The organism is Falsirhodobacter halotolerans (assembly GCF_022899245.1).
GTDB classification, from domain to species: Bacteria; Pseudomonadota; Alphaproteobacteria; order Rhodobacterales; family Rhodobacteraceae; genus Falsirhodobacter; species Falsirhodobacter halotolerans.
Map to the genome: position 1 here is coordinate 232,166 of NZ_JALJAZ010000002.1, position 22,677 is coordinate 254,842.

Below are 22,677 nucleotides of genomic sequence, written 5' to 3' on the forward strand. Positions count from 1 at the left end.
GATAGATGATGACCCGCAATGCCTATGTGGCGCTTGTCACGTGCTTCAACGACGATGAGACGATCAACTTCGCCGCCACACGCGCCCATGCCCGCCGCCAAATCGAGGCCGGCAACGATCTGATGGTCTGCGGCACGAACGGTGACTTCAGCGCGCTGATGTTCGATGAAAAGGTCCGTCTGGTCGCGGAAGTCGCGGATGAGGTCGCCGGTCGTGGGCGTATCATCGCCAATGCCGGCTGCCCTTCGACCTTCGAAACGGTGCGTCTGGCAAAAGCCTTCGATGGGTTCGGACTCGCCGGAACGGCCGTCATCACGCCCTATTTCATCGCCTGCTCGCAGGACGGCATGGTGCGGCACTTCTCGACCGTCGCGGATGCCGTGGCGACGCCCATCTATCTTTATGACATTCCGGCACGCACCCAGAACCATATCGAGGCGGAGACGGCCCTGACGCTCGCCACCCATGGAAACATCAAGGGCATCAAGGATTCCGGCGGGTCGACCGAAAGCGTCGAGGTCTATCTGGAGGTTGCCCGGCAGGTGCCCGGCTTCGAGGTCTATTGCGCGCCCGATCATCTGGTGCTGTGGGGTTTGCAAAAGGGGTGCTCGGGCGTGATCTCGGGTCTGGGCAATGTGGCACCGGACGTTCTGGCAACGATCATCCGCGCCTTCAATGAGAACGACATCCCGAAAGCCGAGGCGGCACAAGAGGTTTTCGCCGGTCTTCGCAAGGATCTCTATGCCCTTGGCTTTCCCCCGGCGATGGTCAAACGCGCGCTCTATACCAATGACAGCTCGGTTGGTCTGTCACGCCAACCCGCGCTTTTGCCCGACAATGCGCAGGATGAGGCGATCCGCAAGATCATGACGTCGCGGGGATTGGTGCAATGACAGTCGTTCTGACAACGTCGCCCGGTTTCGGCAAGCATGGCCGCGTGCCGGACGTCATCGCCCGGAACGGGTGGGAACTGGTGCGCTGCACCGACACATCGCGCGCCGATGGCGGTGTGTCCGACCATATCGCCCGCGCCGATTATCTGGTGGTGGGACTGGTCGCGGTCACGCCGGAAACGCTGGCGCAAGCCACGTCGCTGAAGGCCGTGCTGAAGCATGGCGTCGGCGTCGAGAATATCGATATCCCGGCCTGCACGGCAGCCGGTCTGCCCGTGACGAACACTCCCGGCGCCAATGCCGATGCCGTGGCCGAACTGGCGATCGGCTTTCTGTTCGCGCTGGCCCGCAACATGCCATCCGGCCATGCCTCGGTTGTGTCGGGGGGGTGGGACCGCAAAGTCGGCACACAATTGGGCGGAAAGACGCTTGGCATCGTGGGATTCGGCAATATCGGCAAGCGATTGGCACGGTTGGCGTCCGGCCTGGGAATGCGGGTTCTGGCCAGCGATCCCTATCCCGACACGGCGTTCGCGGCCGAGTGGGGCGTCACCATCCTGCCGCTGGACGACCTGCTGGCGCAGTCGGATTACGTGTCGCTGCACGTGTTCGGCGGTGCGGGGAACGCCGCGCTTATCAACGCGGAAAAGCTGGCGAAGATGAAGCCGTCGGCCTGTCTCTTGAACCTCGCCCGCGGCGAGGTCGTCGATCTGGATGCCGTGGCCGCGGCGCTTTCCTCCGACCGCCTTGGGGGCGTTGCGTTGGATGCGTTCGTCGTCGAACCGCCGGACATCTCTCACCCGATCTTCGCCCATCCCCGCGCGGTCTTCATGCCGCATTCCGGTGCCGATACCCGGGAAGCGGTGGAGAATATGGGCCTGATGGTGTGCGAGGATATCGAGACGCTGATGGCGGGCAACCGGCCCGCGCGATGCCTCAATTCCAAGGAGCTGGACTGATGCCGTATGATGCCGACGCCATGCGGGATTTCGCCACGCGCCTGTTCATCGCAGCGGGCCTCGAGGCCGACAAGGCGGTCGCGGTCGCGACCTATCTTCTGGAAGCCGACCTCATGGGGCACACGACCCACGGTCTGGCCTTGGCCCCGTGGTATCTGCGCGGAATCGAGGATGGGGTCATGACAAAGGCAGGCGCGCCCGAGGTCGTCTCGGACCGGGGTGCGGCGATCTGTTGGCGTGGAAGGCGCCTGCCCGGGGCATGGCTGACCTCGCAAGGTCTCAAACTGGCCTGCGAACGCGCGCAGACCCACGGCACGGCAACGCTGGTCATCGGTGACAGCCATCACATCGGCGCACTGGCCGCCTATCTGCATATCGCCACCGATCAGGGCCTTCTGGCGTCGATCGCGTCGTCCTCGCCGTCGGGTGCGCAGGTTGCTCCGTTCGGGGGCACGCAGGGCGTCTTCACCCCCGACCCTGTGGCCTGGGGAATTCCGGCCCCCGGTGCACCGATCCTGATCGACATTTCGGCGTCGATCACGACAGCCAACATGTGCGCCCGCATGGTGCGAGAGGGGCGGACCTATCCCCATGACTGGCTGATGGATTCCGAAGGCTCACCCACACGCGATCCGAGGGCCTTGTCCGAAGGCGGGTCTTTGCTGCCGACGGGCGGGCTGGATCACGGTCAGAAGGGATATGGAATGGCCCTTTCGGTGGAAGCGCTGACCCAAGGGCTGGCGGGATATGGCCGGGCCGACGCGCCGGCGGGCACAAATGCGGCCGTGACCATCTCGGTCCATGATCCGCAAGCGTTCGGTGGGGTGGACGCGTTCCTGCGCCAGATGGGCTGGCTGGCGGACGCCTGCCGCGCCTCGCATCCACGTGATCCTGCGCACCCGGTCCGTCTGCCCGGCCAGGCAGCTTTGGCGCGCAAGGCCGAGGCCTTGGCATCCGGGGTCAGATTTTATCCAGGTATTGTCGACGACCTGGCGGCCGAGGCCGAGAGATATCAGCTTGATTTTCCCGCACCCTTAATCTGAGTGTCGATGTCAGGCGACGGATCCTTCTGCATACGCAAGGCGCGCCGCATGGGACGGCGCGCTGAGCACGTTCGCAGATTGCCCTCGCCCGTCCCAAGGATGCCAAAAATCACCGCCTCGATCGGCGTAAGTCCTTGGTCGTGACACTGGGCCATGACCATATCGAAATCCCCTTGATAGGGCAGGTAACAGCCCGTATCGGTCGATTTTGGGCTCTGGATTCCGACCACCACTGCACGCGCCGCCACGATGCCCGGAGCAAGCCACGCTTGCCGACGGGCGAAAGCCAAAGATAATTGATGTGTTGCCCTCGCGCTCATGACGACATTGATTAGGAAAAAACTTTGAAAGAGCGTCAGCCGAAAACGCGTCCGTCCTTTGCCGATCACGTCTACAACTCGATTTACGGGCGGATCAGCAATGGTGAATACGCACCCGAACAGAAGCTCCCCTCGGAGATGCTTCTGGCGACGGAATTCGGCGTGTCACGCCCTGTCCTGCGCGACGCCTTGGAGCGGTTGCGATCGGAAGGTTACATCGTCTCGCGTCAGGGTGCCGGCAATTTCGTCAGCGTACGGCACGTGAACACCCTTGGCTTCGGCCGCATCGAAACCATCGCCGACATCCAACGCTGCTATGAATTCCGCCTCACGGTCGAGCCACAAACGGCACGGCTGGCCGCGGAACGTCGCGATGACAGGTTACTTTCGGAGATCAAGCGCGCGTTGGATCTGATGGGCGTTGCGACCGGATCAACAATGCATCGTGAGGATGCGGATTTTACATTTCACATGGCGGTGGCGAAAGGGGCGAACAATTCCTATTTCGAAGCGACAATGCGCGCCTTGCACGAACAGATTTCTGTGGGAATGAAGATGCACGGGCAATCGCTGTTGCGAGAGGGGCAAGTTGGTCTTCAACGTGTGCTGGACGAGCATCGCGGCATCTATCTTGCCATAGCCTCGGCAGACGGTGATGCTGCCGCGAACCTGATGCGGCGGCACATTGTCTGCTCGCAAAACAGGCTTTTCGGCGGTATTACAATTGATTTGCGCCATCAAACCAACCAAAATAATGAATGAGTGGCTCTTATTTTTTGGGCGGGCGAAATCAATCGGGTTCCAAACCAAGCGCCTTACATTGCCTCATCAATTTCTGACTATGCACAGTGCAGCGACCGCAACCCGATCATCTCCTGCCTTGGCACCAAGGCCCATCACACATTAAGATCTAGACCGGCCCACCCGATGGGGGCAGGCCGACCTTGTCCGTCCAAGCGTTGATCTCTGCCATGATCGGCGTTCCGTCGGGGTGCCGCTTCAGTCCGGGTGCAGGTCCGGCCTGAAGCTGACGCAGCTCCGATCAGAGGTCCTGCAACCGCTGGCGATCTTCGACGCGGTTGTTCCTCATGGGTCAAGCCAGGTTGGCTTTATAAAGGTAGCGTGCGGAGGGAGGGGGTTGCAGGTCAACTCGAGGGCGGTGGTGTGGTGCCCTGATGCCGGGTCGAGCAGAGCGAAAACCTTCGTGATATTCAGGCAAAAAAACATCGGCTTATACAAGGGCGTGAAGCCATGTACTTCGCAAGTCTGCCAATGGACGACGATCCCCCCGGAATGAACGTCGCTCGCTATGCCGTTCACGTAAAATCTTATCTCGATCGTCGCACTTAAGGTTAGCGTGTTGTCTGACCACTGAAAAAGTGGCCACCTCGCACCAGTTTACTAGGCGTAAATCGTTGATTTTGCTTCATTCATGAATCGCCCGTTTTCGAAGTTTGGCCATTTTCCGCGCAATTCGTGACCATCGAAACTTTCGCCTAAACCAAAGAAAAAGGCCGCCCGGAGGGCGGCCTGACTAACAAACAGATGGATGGTGGAAGGGTAAACCGAATCTTAGCCTTCATTGTGGGTCAGTTTCCAGGAATACTGGCAAAACGCTCATCGAAGATTCTACGGAGTGGTCGGCATAGAGGGGGATGCCAGAGGACATCGTCCAATGGCACGAAAGCCCGCCAATGTTTGATAATGCAGGTCGAGTCGTTTGTCTCGAAACCGGCCTGTAGAACTTGCAACGCGTGTCGGATGCCCGCTTCTCCTTTGGCGATGTAGCTCCAGCCGCAGGCCGAGGCGACGTCCTGCTCTGTGTCAGGAAGGTCATCGAACACGACATACGGCCCGCCCTTCAACGCTGCGCCCAATTGTGCGGTAATCCTGATCACCGGTTCCAGAGGCAGACTGTCCGGCCATGCCGGGCCAGGGCGACCTGCAAGCCGGTCGGCGATATAAGTCTGGAGCGACGAACCCAGACAAGGCTCAGCATGGTCCGCAATATCCAAGAGCATGGTGGCGGTTTCAGGCACGCAGTCGGCGAAGACGCCCTTACCAACAGCCGAGTCAGATCGTTCACGACGGATCAGGGGCAGCCGGTGTTTTGGACAGGAGTTGATTGGCTTCAGCCGCCAAATCAGCCTTTCTCGCCGGTGGATAGCAATGTCCTGACCGTCCGCCATGGCATCGTCCTCTGCCAGACAGGCTGGACAAAAGCGGAGTTCCTGCTGTGGGCATAGACAGTCGGTCAACGCTTCTTTCCCAAGGCGCCAGCTCCGGCTGCTATGCTGCGTCACGGTGTTTCGCAACACTGGTTTCGGGTCCTGCCCGGCAATCACGCACAGGCGGGTTACCTCACCCACGTCGCCGATGGACAGCAAATAAGGATCAAGGCCGAGATCACGCAGGAAGATGCCAATGGGGCCACGAATATGGAGGGCGGCCATGCGAGCCGCCCATGACCAATGGGTTTCGTCCGTGCAGAACGGTAGCAGGGGAAACAGGTGTGCCATGCTCATGCCCGCCGCCGTGACCGCCCGCGCACAGGCATGTCATCCGCCTCGTCCCTATCGGGATTGATCTGCGGCCAGTCCGGTGCAAGGAAGACATTGCTGCCAGGCGGGCAGCCCTCCTGCATCGCCCAGAACTCCGCAAAGTAGACAATATCCAAGCGGGATGCCTGTGCCTCCAGAGCAAACTCGATGGCGCCGACCAAGGTTTCGATGCAGCGGCCGAACCGATAACGTGCCCCATGGAACAAGCGCGGGATCAGATCACTGTCCAGCGGTGGCTCAAGCCCGGCGATCCGGCAATATTCCCGCATTACTGCGAAGAATTCTGCTCCATCAGTCGCTTCCGAAACCGGCTTCAGGATCAGCGTCGAAAGCCGGCGCTGGACCTGCGGGTCGGAACGGACGATCTCATGCAGCCTCTCGGTGCCGGACAGGATCGGGATGACAGCCTCGTCCCCTTGCATCATGGATTTGAGGGCGCGCAAAATCAAGTGGCGATCCGCACAAAACAGGTCATGGGCCTCGTCGATCCAGAGGACAATAATGCCCTGATCCTTGAGCCGACCCCGAAGAGTTTCCCAAAGGCTCCAGCCCTCACGATTGGACGTAATCACCGGGTAACCGCTGCGCTGCAACAGCGCGCCGATCATGCTCTTGAAGGTGGCAGGACTGGGCACGCTGGCATCAAGGTAGTGCCGCCCCGTGACACCCGACAAAACCGGGTGCCGTTCCAGAGCGCGGGAGATCAGCGTGGTCTTGCCGCCACCAGCACCATCCACCACCATCACGCCACGGGTCTCGCGCCCCGCAGAAAAGCGCAGTGGCTCGGGCAAGAGGTTGCCCGCCTCATCCCGTAACAGCAGCCGGTTGAGATGGGTAATGAATCCGGCGTCCCGCGATGTATCGACGCGGAGTTTGCGCAGTTTCTGCAGAATTTGAGCGGCTTCAGCAGGGTTGGGCATGGGTTTACTCCGTGATGGACCAAGGTTGCGTTACGGGAGATGCGTCGGGCAGGTCGAGATTTTTTGCGGCGGGACCAGCGACCGGGAGCGCCGGGAGCGGCGCATGAATTTCCAGGTCAGGAATGGAGCGACCGATGCCATCCGTCGCGGCAGGCTGTGCCGATTTCTTGCCACCCACATTGAAGCCGATATAGAGGCTGGCCTCAAAGCCTCGGATCCGCTCGGGCGTCCATTCGTCGACGAGCAACCCGGCCATCTGGGCCGCCGCAGTGCTGCGCGCTTCGATCGCGGTGATCGCGGCATGGATCATCTCTTGATCGTAGGTTTTGCGGCCGGCATTTGCTGCCTTCAGTCGCCGTGTTGCGGCCACCCATTGGCGGGCAGACATGCCGTCGAAGCCGGACAGGACCGTGCCAACCTCGAACTTATGCTCTCCTGCATAGACGGTCACCCTGCCGATATCGTCCGGATGCCAGCGGACCTCGACATCGCGCTCTTCCCGTTTGGTCATCAGCTGCGCCAGCGCTTCAGAGTGATAACGCAAGCCCATCACGCTCACGCCCTCACGGGACAATTTGCGGGGCAGCCGTTCGCCGAAGATAACCCGATGCAGGCCCATATCCGGTGGGGGCTGAACACCCCATTCAGCAGTCAGGCGACGCCAGCAATTCAGCGGCGTTTCCCCACCCAAACCGGCATGCGGGGCATTGTGATAGATATCGACGATCCAGCGCACTAGACAGAACGCCAGATCATCGAAGGTCAGCGCTGCGCGCGCCTCCGGGTCTGCATCTCCCTTTTCGCGGACACTGCTGAAGGTGCGGCCCGGCAGACGGGGCAACAGACCGGTGTTCAGACTGTGGAAGAAGCGCTCGTTACGGGCCCGCATCTGAGGCAGCCCGGCGGGCGCCCGCAGTGTGGTGATGCCCAGATCCGCACAGGCCGTCCGGAAAAGCTCGGATTTGAAGGCCGGGCCATTGTCGGTAACAATTAGGATCGGAGTGCCATGCATATCCCAGGATCCGAGGGAACCGGCCGCATCGGCCCATTTGCCCTTATCGCGCAGGATCATCTGCAACACCTGCAGAGAGGCCTTTTCCTTGGCTGAACGTGAAAAGGCCATGCCAACAATACAGCGTGTCGTGGCACAGATGGCGACTGTCACAAACCAGCGCGCCTTGCCGCGATCCAGCCCGAGGATCTTCTGTTCCTCGTCTGTCAGCAGTTCACGCAGCCCCCAAGATTCGGTCAGCGAGATGATATCGATTGTGTTTTCATCGATTTCCACACGCTCGAGTGGACGGGTCGGGCGCAGGCCTTCGCCAACCGGCATGAATTTCTTCCGAGCCGCCTCAATTCCCTCTCGGGCAACCTCAACCTCGAAAGGATCGAGCATGTGGATTGCCCGGCGCACGGTCTCATAGCTAGGAACGGGGAAGGGGTGCAGCCCGTCCGCCACCCGTGCTTGGTTGCGCGCCTCAAAGGCAATGGAGACATTTTCATGGATCGTCCGGATATTCGGCCGATCTTCGCTGGCATACCGTTTGACCTCGCGCATCATCAGCGCATTCTGTTCAGGACCCATCAGACGGTTGCGGTTCCCGCGCCGGTTCATAGCATCAACGAGACCGCTTACGCCCGCCTTCCGGTGCTCGGCAAGCCACCGGCGCAAGGTGCGCGGTGATGGACACTTGCTGAAATCCAGCGACTGCTGGGTGCCTTCTCCGCCTTGGAACTGCGTTGCGTAGTCCATAGCCCGGCCCCGCAACTCGAACTTGTTGGCATCAATGGCCGCATCAGTGCGGTTGATGAGGTTTTGACGCTCCATTTCAAAGAAGGCTTCGATATAGGCGTGCTTCTTAGTCAGCCGAGCTGCAGGTTTAGCCGACAGCTCCGAGATCAGAATGCCTCCGGTAAGAAGACGCTGCCTGGAGCTCTCGGGCGCATAAAAATTGTGTTCAACCCGGATGCGCCGCATCGAGCCCAAGCGGCTCAGCTTCTGATGGGTGAAGCTGCTGCACCGACCAGAACCATCATCCAGCTCCAGCAGCCAGCCTTCTTCATTTCGGCCATAAAGCGAAGTCCGGTAGATCTGACCTTCAATGGTGATGCGGTCATATTTGCCGAAGGCATAATGGTGGCGGTTGGTATCAAAGGTGAGGTTATGCATATGCATCAGAGGTTGCTCCGCTTGTAGGCCACCGTGACTGAGGTGATACGTTCATTGTGAATAGGGCGAAGCTGTCCGCTGCGAACGAGGCGCAAAAGGGCTTGGAAACCTGCGGCGCCGCAGCCGGTCCGAGCGGTCAGTTCGGCAAAGGAGGCCGTGCCTGCCATGGCGCCTAGAACCTGTGCCGCGGCTTCATCGGCTACGGGTTCAGACGCACGGACGCTATGAAGCAGCCAAGCGTTATGCACTTCCACCGGATCGAGATCCGCATCAGTCAGCAGGCGGACATCATCAGCAAAGCAGCTACGCCTCGCCTGCGCCGCAATCCGCGGCATTTGCCGTCCGAAGCTGCCGCCAGTCCGGGCGATCGGACGGATGGCGCAGGCGATCCGGGTGCCATCCGTCTTGGTGATAAACAGGTCAAAATAGTGAGTGTGATACTCACCATGTTCGTCGAACCAGTCGAAACCCACCTGTTCGCGCAGGTCGGCAATATCGAGGCGAAGAGTCAGGCAGAGGCACCAGCTAAGTTCAAGATAGCTCTCCACCTGAAGCACCCGGGCCGGTGCGCCGCTGGCGGCACCTCGGCCGGAACCGTCGCCGATGACAACGTGCCCGCAGAAATGAGCCGTGGAGCTGAGGGCGACCTGGCGGTTCGCTGTGCTGGGTAACGGGAGAGGCAGGGCGGCGCGGCCCGTAACAGGACGAGAAGGAGTGTGCATGTCTTTGGTTCTCATAAGGGTAGACCCGCCCTCTGGGGACAGGTGCGGTGAGGCGCCGGAACGGTTAAAAAGACCTGTTCCAGCAATTGTCCTTCCAGGATGCGAACATGAGAGTGTCCTGCCTGATCCAGTGAAGATCAGGTCAGGCCGGTCTCAGCCGTTCCGGAGCGCTATGCGGGGAGGAGGACCGCGGCCCATGCGTAATCCTTGCGGCGGACCGCAGAATCTGCTAAGGAACCAGTATGTGAGCTGGAGGGCCTAGGTCTTCCCTGATGCGATCACGTCGGAATGCGCCAACATTCCGGCGTTTTCGATTCCGGGGTCATCAGGTGTTGATCATTCTATACCTCCAGAAGATGCTTGGCTTTTGCGCCTACAATATCCTGCCGTCGGCCGTTTTGGAAGAAATCAAACCTTATCAAAGGCTTGAGTATGACCCCAAACGTGCGTCGGTTTTTCACATTCAGTTTAGCACCCTATGGGGGCAGGTCTTGTGGACCGACCTCTTGGGCCTGCGACAGAGAGTTTTTCAGCTTGGATCTGGATCAGGCTTCCGCGGTGCGAAAAACAATCGGCCAGAGTGCCGAATTTCGCCTGCCGCAGGAAAGCTTGGGGTGGATGGCCCTCTGAACGATCCGGACAACCCTAGAACGGCCTACTCTATAGAAGGTGATTCGAGGGCGTTTGCCTGCGATCAGAGGTGACATCAGGCTGAGCGATACCCTGCGCCCGATCCTGGGGGATCAGCGTATCAGGCGGAAGGCCGTGAGGACGATATGAGGAATCATGTTCGGGACCAGCTGTCTGAAGGCAATAATTCGGGATCGCGAAGGGTGGCTGTTTGGTTCAGGTCTCAACAATTTGCACCAGCTTGCGGAAAAGGTTTCCGCGCAAAATGATCCGGCGCTCCCAGTCAGGCTCGGCCCTCGGATCCGCCCCTTGCGCAGCAAAGCCGAGTTCCAGTCGATTGCCGGCCCACTCCAGAGTGAAATCAGCCCATGGACCGCTCAGCCCGATTTCAAGGTTGGCAACGCCTTCCTCCTTCCAAGGCAATGTCGCGTCGAACAGGCCGTCGATCCAGTTGCCCATGAACGCGCCGAGGGTTGAGGTGACCTCAACGCCGGGCAGCAGATCCTGCTTCATGAGGCCAAGCGTGGAACCTCGGGGCGGCTGATTTCCCGGTGCCCATACGACCTGCTCTCCCTGCAGGAGAACACCGCTCTTCAGCTCCATGTCGATGACGTTGCGGACGAAGGCCGGTGCGGCGGTCATACCAACACCAGCGGCAAGAACAATCGCCAGGTTGAACGTATCCTGTCCCACCATGTTGCTTGCCCCACGCCCCTTGCCGCCATCGGTTCGCAGACCGGCCTTTTTAAGGGCCCGGCTGAGTCCCTCGACGCTCGTCAGGGTCTGGCCGAAGATGGCCGCGAGCGCGACTGCCATGTTGGTCGAGTTTGCCATGCCGGTCTCCTTTCGTCTCGAGGAGAAGGTGTATGCGAGGCGCCGACATGAGTCAACATTTGCGTCAAACTTAACGGATAAAAAATGTCGTAAAACAGACAGCCGCGGAGGACCACGGTCCCAGGGCCGTCAACGACGGTGCAGCTCACCCGCCAGATTCACGAGTGAGCAACGCCCCCGCAGGACGCTGCGCGTCCGTCGACGAAACCTACCTGCGGGAAGCAAATAACAAGGTTCGCTCGACAAAGTCGGTCAACTCAGAATCGTTGATTGCGGCAACCTGCCAAGCAGGATTCGAGTCGTGGTGGAACCGATTTGCATAATCTTTCAGCCTGTTCAGTTCTGTTATATCTGCCGCTGAGAGAATCTCATTGGCCCCGCCAACTCGCTGCTCACATGTCCGGATGAACGGGCCTAGCAGCGTGCCTGGAGGGAAATATTCCGGATAGGCTATGCGCATAAAGGCCTCCAAAATCGGCCGAAGTGCGGTGGCAACCGCTCGCTCTTGATTTGGATCGGCGGCCCGGAGATATCCGCGAACAAGCTCATGGCGCTTGTCATACTCGGATATACTGTCATTCCGCACATCCCAGCCAGCGATTTCAGAGCCGATAGCGGCCCTGTTTATGCGCAGCGCAACGGCCGCGTTCCTATCGGCCTGTTCCCACAAGTGACAAAGAAACGCCTTCGAATGGGATAGGACAATAACCTGCTGAACCCGCCTGCCCATGGCTAATATCTCCTCGCGGGTGCGCAGCGTGCGATGTTCATCCAGACTGGTCATCGGATCGTCGATGACGACGATCTTGTTGGCAAGGTTGGGATCCTGTTCAAGCGAAGCGAAGAAGAACGCGAGCGCCAGCGTGTTCCGGTCTCCGGCGCTCAAGGTGTTACGGAAGGAAGGTCCTGCCTCGGCCGTCAGGTTGACGTTTTGCTGGTTGATGACCACGCAGTAGGATGCAGAAGAGCCTGAGCGCATGTTGACTGATTGGACCTCGCCCAGCCGGAACGAGGCCCCAAAGCGGCGCAGAAAATCGTTGATGGCCGCTTCATAGGCCGGGAAGATCTGCTCCCGGTATTGATCGAGCGCTGTGCGGGCCTGAGTGCGAAGGAGCTCGGTGGCCCCTTTTGCTTCCTTTTCGGCAAGATAAGCGTCGCAGCACTGCGCAACAGCAGGGTCAAACCGTAGCTTTTGCGCATTCAGCTTTGCCAGATCACTTGTCAGCGCCGCGAGATCATCGGCTTGTGCCTGTTCCTTGACGATATCGAGCCGCGCATTCGCACCCAGCACGCTGGCAGAGAGAGTGGCGACCTCGGCAATCCGTGCGCGGTAGCTCTGCACCGCCTGGCGAGTCTCCGGCGTCAGGCGCATCTGATCCAGCGGCACAGCGGCCTTTTCCCGAAGCTGCCCAAGAACGGCATCGCGCGCCGCGCTCCATTCACGGGCAATGGCTGCGGTATCAATCTCAATTTCCGGAAGTTCTGTGAAATCCTTCCAGAATTCATGCGTTTGCGCAGCCGTGCGGATGTTGCGTTCAAAGGCAGGAGGGATGTCACCGCCATGCGTATCCCGAACACCGATCCCAGTCTGGCGAATGACGGCCTTCAAGTCATCATAGGCTTGCGAGAAATAGGCGCGATAGTGCGCGATGATGTCTGAGCCTGCAATGTCCTGGGCACAGAATGGGCAGATTTCACCATCTTGTCCTTGGGATGCTCGCTCTATCCGGGGCATCCCATCTGCAACCCAGCTTTCGCCGCCTTGACCCAGTTTGGCGATATGGGCCCTAACGCGGGCAGCCGCATCCGCTTCAAGACCGGGCAAGCCTCGCTCCAGAATTTGGTCAATAGCATCAAGATCAAAATCTGGGAGGCCAAATTCCTGAAAACCGGAACGCTGACGGATGGCATCGGATGCGCGGGCAGCGGCCAGGCGTCGCTCTGCTTCCTGAATTTTGACATCGATCGCCTCATCCGGCGGCAAGGCACAGAACGGATCGACTTTGTAGGGCCCGCGCGCGGCGGCGGGAATAGCATCGGCCAGCTCACGGAGCGCGGTATTATGCCCCTCGATCCGCTGCACATGGATCTGAAGGTCTGCGCTCAAAGCAACCCCCTGCGCCCCAAGAATAAGCTCATGCAGGCCCTGACGATGGGCTGCTTGGATTTCGATTCCGGAGCATACATTGGCCGAGACAAACGCGTCATCGAAGATTGTGATATCGGGGAGATGTCGGTTCCAGGCACCATTTTGAAAGATGGCACTTCCGGCGGCATGGGAGATGACAACATGCGGCGGATGCGGCGAACCCAGCCTCCGACGCTCTGTCACTAGAGCCGGGTCATTTGTCGCAAGAGAGCGCAGAATTTCCGCAACGGTTGTCTTTCCCCGCCCGTTTTCTCCATAGATTAAAGTGAGGGGCGTAAACTGTTGCTGCGGGCTGACATTGTCGAACTGCCCGACATTTCTGAGAAGCTGAATGCGATCAATCATTTAATGAAATTCCCACGTTGACGCCAAGTCATTGGTGCCCAAGATTATACCATCTTGACCAATAAACCGCTCGATTGAGCCTTTCTAACTAGATTAGCTCATTGGCCAAGTTCGATCTGTCCGCCCTGCTTCAAAAGGTCATAGATCATCGGGATAAGCAGTCGGAGCGCCTGACGGTCAGATTTCAGGAGTAGCGTGGCGAGGGTCGCGTGGGATGACATGGCCCGCGCAATGGCAGCCTCGACCGCTCCGGGAAGACTCCCTTTCATGGCGCTGGTTTTATCATTGCGTTCGACCTGCGCCATGACCACCGCGTTCTCCCTTACGATCGCAACAATCTGATTCACAAGGCTGAACTGATCATTGAGGGGGGTAGCTTCGCCGAAGATGCTGTTCAGCTTCGAAATGATTTCCTGAATATAGACGGGAACCGAACCAGGCCTTGCGGCACCGCCGGAGCCCTCCGGCTTGAGGATGAGGCCCTTTTTATCCCCGCTTCCCCCATCTTCCCCGTCGGTGCCTTCCGGAGGACGGGTCTTGATATCATAGCCGGTCAGGGTGATTCCGCGGAGATCCACGTTCTCCGGCGGAATGCCGTTGAGCCGGTTTTCCAGGAGCTGGGCGAAGGATGCAAAATTCTCCAACTCCGGATCGCCAAGATCAATGAGCTGGGCGATGTAAGAGTAGGTTCTGGCAAAGCGCCCCAGACCCTTCTTGAACTCCATCATTTGCCCGATAGCCTCGGCGACTCGGGCGCGGTCATGATCCGCCTTCTTCATACCGGCGTCATCACCATCCAGACTGGCCCTTTCGAAGGCATTTTCGGCGGCCTGCGCAATATCACGCAGCCCCCTCAGCCTCTCATTGAAGGTGTCCGTAGGTTCCTGGGTGGCCGCAAACATGGCCCTATGCTCGGTTTGGCCACCGGTGTTGAAGGCCGCGGCGGTCTGGTATCGGGCGGTCATAAAGTTCAGAACATGCCCGTTGTCATAGACTCCCTCAGCGTCCAGCCTGTCCTTGATGTCATAGATGACATTCAGATCCTGGACCTGCTCGATCTTCGCCCCACTGTCATATTGCGCAAAGGCGGCCTGGATGCTGCTCGGATCATTCACAAAGTCGATGATGAAGACCTGATCCTTGCCCGGGAAGGTGCGATTGAGACGCGACAGGGTCTGCACTATCTCGACCGCGTTGGCGATCTTTTTGTCGATATACATCGCCACCAGCTTAGGCTGATCGAAACCTGTCTGGAATTTGTTCGCCACCAGCATCACGCGGTATTCCGGGCGGTCAAAGGCGATCCGCAGATCCTGGCCGCCGATGCCGGGGTTCATGTTGTTTTCGGTGAACTCCACATCCTCATCGACGGTGAAGATGTCATTGCTCAGAAGGTCGTCGTTAGGATGCATGACCTCCTTTCCGGTCAGCTTGCCGGAAAATGCCACCAGGGCCCGAATTTCCTGATAGGCCGGGTTGGCCTCGATGAAGGCGTCAAAGGCCTTCTTGTAGCGCACCGCGGCCGCGCGGGAGCTGGTCACAACCATGGCTTTGGCTTTCCCATCCAAACGGTGTGCCACGTTCTTCGAGAAATGCTCCATGATGAACTGGACTTTCTGGGTCACGTTCGTTGGGTGGAGCGCCATCCAGGCGGCCAAGGCGCGTTTCGCGGCCTTGCCGTCCACGCGCTTCTCGTCGACCATCTCCTTGCCGAGATTGAATGCGGTCTTGTAGGGCACATAGCCCTCCAGGACATCGAGGATGAAGCCCTCATCGATGGCCTGACGCATCTCGTATTTGTGGAACGCCACCGGCAGGTTGTCGTCCGACGCAGGCCTGGCCGGATCGGCCGGGCGACCAAAGAGCATCATGGTCGAATGCTTGGGCGTCGCGGTGAAGGCAAAATGCGAGACGTTCGACGGCCGCTTCCGCGAGCTTTGGATTTCCATAAGGATATCTTCGACCGTCATGTCGGCCATATCCTTCTTCGAGGACAGGGCCAGTGTTGCCTGCAGCTTCGAGGCGGTATTGCCGGTCTGTGAGGTATGGGCCTCGTCGATGATCACCGCGAAGTTCTTATCCCGCAGCGACTTTTCCGTCAGGATTGCTTCCATGGCGAAGGGGAAGGTCTGAATCGTCACGACGATGATCGGGGTGCCCTTGGTCAACGCCTCCGTCAGCTGGTCGCTCTTCGACTTCGAGGATTTTTCGCGGTCGATGGCGGCAATCAGCCCCTTTTGGTGATCGATCTGCTGCACCGCGTCCTGCAGCTGCCCGTCGAGGACATTGCGGTCAGTCACGATGATAGCGGCGTCGAAGATCGGCGTGCCGTCCTCCTTGCGCAGCTTGATCAGGTCGTGAGCGGTCCAGGCGATTGTCGAGGTCTTACCTGAACCTGCGCTGTGTTCGCACAGATATGCCTGCCCGGGCCCCTTCGCCCTGGCGTCCGCGATCATCGAGTTCACCGCATCGAACTGGTGGTAACGAGGGAAAATCAAGGTTTCCTTGACGGACCAGTTGCCTTTCAGGTCAACGACGTTCTTCTTCTCTACATAGACGAAGCTGTGGAAGATCCGCAGGAAATTGTCGGGCCGGCAGATCCGCTCCCAGAAATAGGCAACCGGGTATTCCCCATCTAGGCGGGGCGGGTTGCCGCCGTGGCCATCGAAGCCCTGATTGAAGGGCAGGAAGAACGTATTCTCGCCGGCCAATTTAGTTGTCATCCAGATCTCGCTATCGGACATGGCGAAATGCACCACGGCGCCGCGCTTGAACGTCAGCAGCGCGTGCTTGCGTTTCGAGATCGGATCCACCGGCAGGCGGTCATTACGATACTGGTTCTTGGCGTGTTCGATCGATTGGGTGAAATCGGTCTTCAGTTCGACCGTGGCCAGAGGCAGACCGTTGAGGAAGAACCCCAGGTCGATCGCCAGTTCCCGGCCAGGATGATATTTGAGTTGCGGCACAACCCGCAGGCGGTTCGAGGCATAGCGATGCAACACATCGGCGTTGCGCTGGTCCTCCGGTGCGGCCTCGGACAAGTCCAGATGACCGCAGCCCGCGATCGAGAAGCCACGGCGCAGGACATGCATCAGGCCGTCCTTTTCCAGCGCGACCTCAAGGCGCTTCATCACCACCTCGCGCGTCTTGTCGCCGTTCATGGCGGCAAGCTTGTCCCATTTCGCGCCCTGGGTGGTCATCATCCAGGCCTCGAGGTCTTCGGGATAAAGGGCGTAATCCGGATCGTATCCGGCGCTGTTGCCCACCAGCCAGCCCTGGGCGGCTAGTTTCTGGACGATATAGGCCTCGAGATGTTTTTCGTGGTGCAGATCGCTCATGCGCTCTCTCCCTGCGCGGCGGCCTGCGCCTGCTGCCAGTCGTGATAATTCTGTGATGATCCGCGAACCTTCCATTCAAGACGCCCGTTGCTGTTGCGGTCAAGGACCACCGCGGCAGCGGCAGAGGGGCTGTTGAACGACCAGGGGCGCGAAAACCGCATACGGCCCTCCCCGCTCGGGACCAGAACCCCGTCGGCAATCAGCTTTTCTTTGAGCCCGCCATAGCTCTGCTGGACATATCCAGTTCCGGTCAGCGCCTCGGAGCCTTCGAGGACAACGAATTCGCCCTCTTCCTCGACGGCGGTTGCCTGGACGCCGCTTTTATGGCGGATCTCGAAATGGACCTCCGCTTCGGTTCGCGCCTCCGGCGGCGTTGCCGTCTGGGTCACGGCTTTCGGCTGGGGCTTCAGCATATCCACGCCGATCACGGGGAGAATGATCCGCAGGTTGGCGAGGAATTGCTCCATGTTCGCGACATCGGCCTCGGGCAGACGGCGACGGTCCGAGGCGGGCTGGGTGCCGTTGTCCAGAACCACACGACCAGCCTGTGCCGCCAGCGCAATCAGCCTGGCCTCCAGATACTCGGCATGCCCTTTGGAAAGGTCGTCGTCGCTGGTGGTCACCGCGATTGCGGTTTCCCAAAAATCACGCTTCTTGGCGCTTTGCTCGATCCGCTCCGAGACGGCATTCCCCGAGCCGATATAAACGCGGGTTACACCCGGTTTGTCGGCATCTGGTCCAGCCAGAATATAAACGCCGGTCCGGTCAACCTCGATACGTTTGGTCAGATCGCCAAAGGCGGATGCGCCGCTGACGAACAAGAGGCCGGTCCATCCGTGAATGGTTGCCTTGCGCAGTCCCGTGGGTTTGCCATCCACCAGAAAAAGCTGAATGGTGCGTCCGAAAGTCTCTGCGGTGCTCATGCCGCGTTCCTTACGTCAATCTTGCCGGTAACGGCAGCACTAATCAGGGCCGAGCGCTTCTCCTTGAGAAGCTCGATGCTGCGGTGGGTTTTCGATATAAGAGTATCGAATTTTATGCTCATTTCTTCCAGGTGAGCTGCAATCTTTTCCTGTTCAGCTAATGGAGGCAATACAATTGGCATACTCTGCAGTATGCCTTGGCTAAGCGATGCCCTTGTAACGATTTTCATTTCTCGGGCAAAAAAGTCGCGCAAGCCAGAATTCTGAAAAGCATATTTTGAAAAAAGGGGAGAAAGTGCCTTTGCATAAGGCCTAAAGCGAATCAAGAATCCTGCAAAAACCGCCCCTGTAATTGTCGACATCGCTACTGACGGGAATGCGACCTCGTCAACCGTTTCTGAAGTTCTGGTGAAAAGGATATCGCCGGCCTTCACCGAGTATGTAACACGATCTGCCTTTGATGATTGCACAAGGCCTTCAATTTTCTCAGGCAGTTGTCTGTTTTTGTAGACGTCCCCGTAGCTTATGAAAGGGTATCCGCTCCCAAAGGCCTCACCGCCGATGTTGATGCCGTTTGCTGAGCGTCCAAGATAACCTAATTTTGTTACCATCCAATGTTCCGGCACCTCACCAATCCAGTCGATGGTGGAGTCTTTCATCGGCACACCGGCATCAATCCCCTTTGTCACCGCATGGGTGATCAAGGCGGCGCGCTTTTCTTTCAGAAGCTCGATGAACCGGCCCTTCTTCTCGAGCAGCCCATCAATCCGCGAGGTCTCGCGGTCAAGGAAGCGGGCGATGGCGGTTTGTTCTTCTACTGACGGCGCAACAATCGACATTCTCCGAAGATCCTCGAAGCCTAGCGACTGACGGAGGCCTCCACCCATCGAATAGAATATCTTTTGGACGTCATATGCGCGCATCAGATAATTCATAAAGGCAGGCAGAACGCCATCAGACTGCACTGCCAGGTAGGCGGAAGTGATAATCCCACGTTCCAAACAGATGGCGCTACGAAGGCTGCGCTTGTCATTTTGAAGGTCAGTCAGGCGGAAAACAACATCGTCAGGTTCGACTATCTGATAGGTCTCGAAGCTTTCCGGCAGCAAGCCGGATGGGGTATTGATGTCTTTGCGGACGATGTTTCCATAACTTAGGGACAGAAGGTTGGCTTCCTTCATGCCCTTGTTCTTAACCTTCCGTTCCCGCGCAACCGCATAGAATGGCTTTTCCTCCCAATTGTCAGGGATTTCATGAATCCATGGTGCGATGGCAGGCTTGAAGGAAGAATGCTTCGGCAGGCTCACTCTGTCACCTCCGCCAGCATCCCCGCAATTTCGGCCTCCACGGCCTTCAGCTCGGCGTCAATATCCTCCAGATCCCGCGGCGGCTGATATTTGTAGAAATAACGGTTGAAGTTGATCTCATACCCGACGATGCCGATCTCCCCATCGGCCTCATCGCGATAGGTCTCGTCGATATAGGCATCCTTAGCATGGGGCAGCACCTCGGCGGCGAGGTATTCGTGGATATCCGTCGCCAGCGGGACGTTCTCGTAATCGGTCAGGTCATCGTCCGGAATGACATTGCCCTTTTTGTCTGTCACCGGTTCTAGGTGCGGATCATGGACCGCGAAGGCCTTCTGGAACGCCTTGATCAGAGCAACATCGACCTTACCCAGATCATCATCCCGCTTGACCGCATTCTTGGCAAAGCTCTCGATCCAGTGCCAGCCCTCCGTGCGGCCCAGGTTCTCGCGGAACAGATCAAGCCAACCGGCCCGTTGGTCTTCGTTGCGCTTTTCCCATGCCTTTTCCTCGGCCAGGGCCGCGATACCCTCCTCGGAAATGACCATCTTCTTGCGCAGCGGGCGCAGCACCCGGATGCGGCGGTAGCCGAAATCGGTCGCGTGAAGGATCAGGCTTTCCTTGGTCGAAATGAACTCGGAATACATCCGCACGATCTCGGCGGTCTGGTCCTCGCCCACGCGGCGGCGCTTGTTGCCCTCGCTCTTGCGCATGGGCTCATAGAGCCCGGTCGCGTTGATCAGCTGCACCATGCCCTTGCGGTGCTTCGGCTTCTTGTTGGACAGAATCCAGATATAGGTGCCGATGCCGGTGCGGAAGAAAATCTCGGTCGGAAGCTCGATGATCGCCTCAACCACGTCCTGCTCCAGGAGATAACGCCGGATCTCGGATTCACCCTGACCCGCGTTGCCGTTGAAGAGCGGCGAGCCCGACAGAACGATCGCCGCACGGCCGCCGCCCCTGATCGGATCCTCAAGCTTGGACAGCAGGTGCAGAAGGAACAGCATCGATCCATCCGAGACGCGCGGCAGCTTCGGGCCAAAGCGCCCCTCGAACCCCTGTTCGAGATGTTCCCGGGTCACCGCGTCGGCATCCATCTCCCATTTCTTGCCGAAGGGTGGGTTCGAGACGCAGTAATGGAACTTCTCACCACGGTGCTTGTCCGCCGACAGGGTCGAACCGAGCTTGATATTCTTCGACAGATCCCGGCCCGGATCGGATTCCAGCGTTTTCAGCAACATGCCCGCAAGGCAAACCGCGTGGGTTTCCGGTTCCAGTTCCTGGCCGTAGGGAACGATCACCGGGGCGATGGAATAACGGTCCTGCAGGCTGCGGACATGTTCCATGCCGTCAGACAGAAAACCGCCCGTGCCGCAGGTCGGATCATACAGGGTGCGGATGAGGCCCGGATTTTCGATGAACAGTTGGTCATCCGGATCCAGCAGAAGCTCGATCGCCAGATGGACCACGTCGCGGGGCGTCATGAAGTCCTCAGCCGCCTCGTTCACCTCTGCGCCGAAGCGGCGGATCAGGTGTTCATAGACGTTGGACATGACCCGTTCGGGCACCGCATCCGGATGCAGATCGATCGCCGAGAAGTTCAGGCAAACCTTGTAGAGCACGCCAGCCCGGTCCATGCGGGCAATGGTGTTGGCGAAATCGAATTGCTCGAAGATGACCCGGGCATTTTCCGAGAACCGCGCGATGTAGTCCTCGAGGTTCTGCCGGGTCCGGGTCGCGCCTAGGCTGGCAAGGGAGTAGTTCGAGGCATTGTAAAACGGAAACCCGGTCTGCTGACGCAGTATGATGTCCATGTCGATCCCGCTGTCCTTCAGGGACTTCACGGTTTCCCGGACTTGCTCCCGGGTCGGCTCGAGGACACATTCCAGACGACGCAGCAGGGTGAAGGGCAGGATGATCTTGCCGAACTCGACATGCTTGAAGGGCCCCCAAAGATCATCCGCATTCTTCCAGATGAAATCCGCGAGGGATGTATTCGTTACCTGCGTCTTGCTCAATGCCTTCGTCCTTCGAAATCAGCACGTTCGTGTCTCAAGATTCTTCGCTTTGGCTTTCAAAATGCTTCTTCATAAGGCTGAAAGCCAAGCGGAAACCGTCAACCTGACTCATGCGGTTACGAACGCAGAACTCCTTAAAATCCCAGCGTTCATCCTCGGTGATCTTCAGGTTCAGGTTGGCCAGCTTTTCGGGATCATTGGGCATTTTCCTATCCTTTTGGAGAAAAGTAAGGCGATTTCTTGCTTTCGTCAATGGAAGAAAGAAACGTGTGCTTTTTGCTCTGCTTTACGGGAGGCAGATGTCTGCAACGCGACGGTCACCCATGGCTCTCGGGCTCTATATATCGCCTGAATGCGCCGACAATTGCCGCGTCATTTTTGCCGAACCGTTGAGCAGGCGCGCAGCGGAAGTCTACATGCGCCCGCGTCATCCAATACACCAGCCTCAGATTGCTGATATGGGGTGGCCTAACCTGCAGAATGGCGCGGACCACATCGAAAAGCCTGTTGTTTGCCGTATCGAATTGGAAGAGCGGCACCATGTTCCGGCCATTCTGAACCAGGGTGATGATGGCATCGTCCAGAGCCAATGCTTGAATGGCGCTTTCCGCATCATCCGCATCGATGCGCAACAGGGTGCAGGCCTGCCCCGCATCAACGAGGTCGATGCTGGCGAGGAGGCGGTCCTCGACGCTGGCTTTGTCGGTGGAATGTTCCGGCGGCATCCTATTTTCCATTGGGAACGGCGCGGTTCCGCGCCTCATCGAAGCTTAATCCGGGAGGAAGCGCCACCTCCCTTACGGAAAGATAGTTGCCAATGCATTCAGGGCAGACGTGCTGGCCCTCCGGCAGCCATTTGCGCATGGCTTTTCCCATGAGGACGATCATCTCTTTGGTTGAGGACACCACGATCCGCCCGTTGCGCACCACGGCATGGCCCGAGACCAGCGACGGGTCGAGGACCCGGCCGCAGCCCGCGCAAAGCACGGTGGGCCAAGCGCGGCCCGGTTCGACCTGATCCCAAAGAGGATTGACGGGAAGTCTGGCGGCGCGGCGCTCGATTTCCTGCAGCGTGACCGGCCTGAAATCCCAGACATCCACGCCAATGTTGATGCTGTTGCGCGAACCCTGCCAGTTCTGATGGACATGGCCGAACAACTGCAGACCCTGATGCCGTGCGCCGGGCCAGGTGATCATCGGGTAATGGCAGAGGAACAAACGCCGCTTGTCCACGACGATATCCGCAGTCTCGCTCACGCTGTCCCAGGGTAGGTCACAGACCCAGCTTTCATCATGGTTGCCGCGGATGAGGTGTTTGCGGCCGGGTAACGCGTAGAAAATGCCGCGCACGTCTCGCCGCTGTGCATCGGTGGATCTTCCGGCGGTGAAATCTCCCAGAATCCAAAGATCGTCATCTGGCTGGACCCGGGCCCGGCATTCAGCCAGCAGATGGGCATTCATCGTGCCCACGTCTGAGAAGGGGCGGTCGCAAAATCGAATGATATTGTCGTGCGAATAGTGGGGATCTGCGGTGAACCAGTGCAT

The 22,677-nt window shown here is 58.8% G+C and carries 17 protein-coding genes; 4 read left to right on the forward strand and 13 right to left on the reverse strand.

Features of this window, described 5'->3' with window-relative positions:
• Positions 1-5: 5 nt before the first annotated feature.
• The 4 genes from MU449_RS14485 to MU449_RS14500 all read left to right on the forward strand — a co-directional run bounded on the left by MU449_RS14485 (position 6) and on the right by MU449_RS14500 (position 3,977).
• Positions 6-893: a dihydrodipicolinate synthase family protein gene (locus MU449_RS14485; RefSeq protein ID WP_244739350.1), complete on the forward strand. Its 888-nt coding sequence runs from the start codon at positions 6-8 to the stop codon at positions 891-893.
• Positions 890-1,852, forward strand: coding sequence for a phosphoglycerate dehydrogenase (locus MU449_RS14490; protein WP_244739352.1), 963 nt, complete (start codon positions 890-892; stop codon positions 1,850-1,852). The genes MU449_RS14485 and MU449_RS14490 overlap by 4 nt, the downstream gene beginning before the upstream one ends.
• On the forward strand, positions 1,852-2,895 hold the full coding sequence (locus MU449_RS14495) for an Ldh family oxidoreductase (protein WP_244739353.1): 1,044 nt from the start codon (positions 1,852-1,854) through the stop codon (positions 2,893-2,895). The genes MU449_RS14490 and MU449_RS14495 overlap by 1 nt, the downstream gene beginning before the upstream one ends.
• Positions 2,896-3,239: 344 nt before the next feature.
• Positions 3,240-3,977 carry a FadR/GntR family transcriptional regulator gene (locus MU449_RS14500; protein ID WP_244739354.1) on the forward strand — a complete coding sequence of 246 codons (738 nt, stop codon included), beginning with the start codon at positions 3,240-3,242 and terminating at the stop codon, positions 3,975-3,977.
• 827 nt (positions 3,978-4,804) lie between these two features.
• Here the strand turns inward: MU449_RS14500 and MU449_RS14505 are convergent.
• From MU449_RS14505 to MU449_RS14565, 13 genes are all read right to left on the reverse strand, one after another.
• Entirely contained in the window at positions 4,805-5,734 is a 930-nt protein-coding gene (locus MU449_RS14505; protein WP_244739355.1) for a TniQ family protein, read from the reverse strand.
• A gap of 2 nt (positions 5,735-5,736) precedes the next feature.
• A complete protein-coding gene (locus MU449_RS14510; RefSeq protein ID WP_244739356.1) occupies positions 5,737-6,696 on the reverse strand; it encodes an ATP-binding protein in 960 nt (319 codons plus the stop codon).
• A gap of 4 nt (positions 6,697-6,700) precedes the next feature.
• Positions 6,701-8,872 carry a Mu transposase C-terminal domain-containing protein gene (locus MU449_RS14515; protein ID WP_244739357.1) on the reverse strand — a complete coding sequence of 724 codons (2,172 nt, stop codon included), beginning with the start codon at positions 8,870-8,872 and terminating at the stop codon, positions 6,701-6,703.
• Positions 8,872-9,414 carry a hypothetical protein gene (locus tag MU449_RS14520; protein WP_244739358.1) on the reverse strand — a complete coding sequence of 181 codons (543 nt, stop codon included), beginning with the start codon at positions 9,412-9,414 and terminating at the stop codon, positions 8,872-8,874. The genes MU449_RS14515 and MU449_RS14520 overlap by 1 nt, the downstream gene beginning before the upstream one ends.
• Positions 9,415-10,434: 1,020 nt before the next feature.
• A complete protein-coding gene (locus tag MU449_RS14525) occupies positions 10,435-11,052 on the reverse strand; it encodes a hypothetical protein (RefSeq protein ID WP_244739359.1) in 618 nt (205 codons plus the stop codon).
• A 208-nt stretch (positions 11,053-11,260) separates the two neighbouring features.
• Entirely contained in the window at positions 11,261-13,546 is a 2,286-nt protein-coding gene (locus tag MU449_RS14530) for an AAA family ATPase (RefSeq protein ID WP_244739360.1), read from the reverse strand.
• A 98-nt stretch (positions 13,547-13,644) separates the two neighbouring features.
• Complete coding sequence (locus MU449_RS14535) at positions 13,645-16,884, reverse strand: type I restriction endonuclease subunit R (RefSeq protein WP_244739362.1); 3,240 nt, start codon at positions 16,882-16,884, stop codon at positions 13,645-13,647.
• Complete coding sequence (locus MU449_RS14540) at positions 16,881-17,807, reverse strand: GIY-YIG nuclease family protein (RefSeq protein WP_244739364.1); 927 nt, start codon at positions 17,805-17,807, stop codon at positions 16,881-16,883. The genes MU449_RS14535 and MU449_RS14540 overlap by 4 nt, the downstream gene beginning before the upstream one ends.
• A complete protein-coding gene (locus MU449_RS14545; protein WP_244739365.1) occupies positions 17,804-19,114 on the reverse strand; it encodes a restriction endonuclease subunit S in 1,311 nt (436 codons plus the stop codon). Before MU449_RS14545 ends, MU449_RS14540 begins: the two co-directional genes overlap by 4 nt.
• Entirely contained in the window at positions 19,111-21,132 is a 2,022-nt protein-coding gene (locus tag MU449_RS14550; protein ID WP_244739366.1) for a type I restriction-modification system subunit M, read from the reverse strand. Before MU449_RS14550 ends, MU449_RS14545 begins: the two co-directional genes overlap by 4 nt.
• A 34-nt stretch (positions 21,133-21,166) precedes the next feature.
• Positions 21,167-21,337, reverse strand: a complete 171-nt coding sequence (locus tag MU449_RS14555) for a hypothetical protein (protein ID WP_244739367.1) — start codon at positions 21,335-21,337, stop codon at positions 21,167-21,169.
• 112 nt (positions 21,338-21,449) lie between these two features.
• A complete protein-coding gene (locus MU449_RS14560) occupies positions 21,450-21,857 on the reverse strand; it encodes a hypothetical protein (RefSeq protein WP_244739368.1) in 408 nt (135 codons plus the stop codon).
• Between the two features lies 1 nt (position 21,858).
• On the reverse strand, positions 21,859-22,677 hold the full coding sequence (locus tag MU449_RS14565) for a phosphoesterase (protein ID WP_244739369.1): 819 nt from the start codon (positions 22,675-22,677) through the stop codon (positions 21,859-21,861).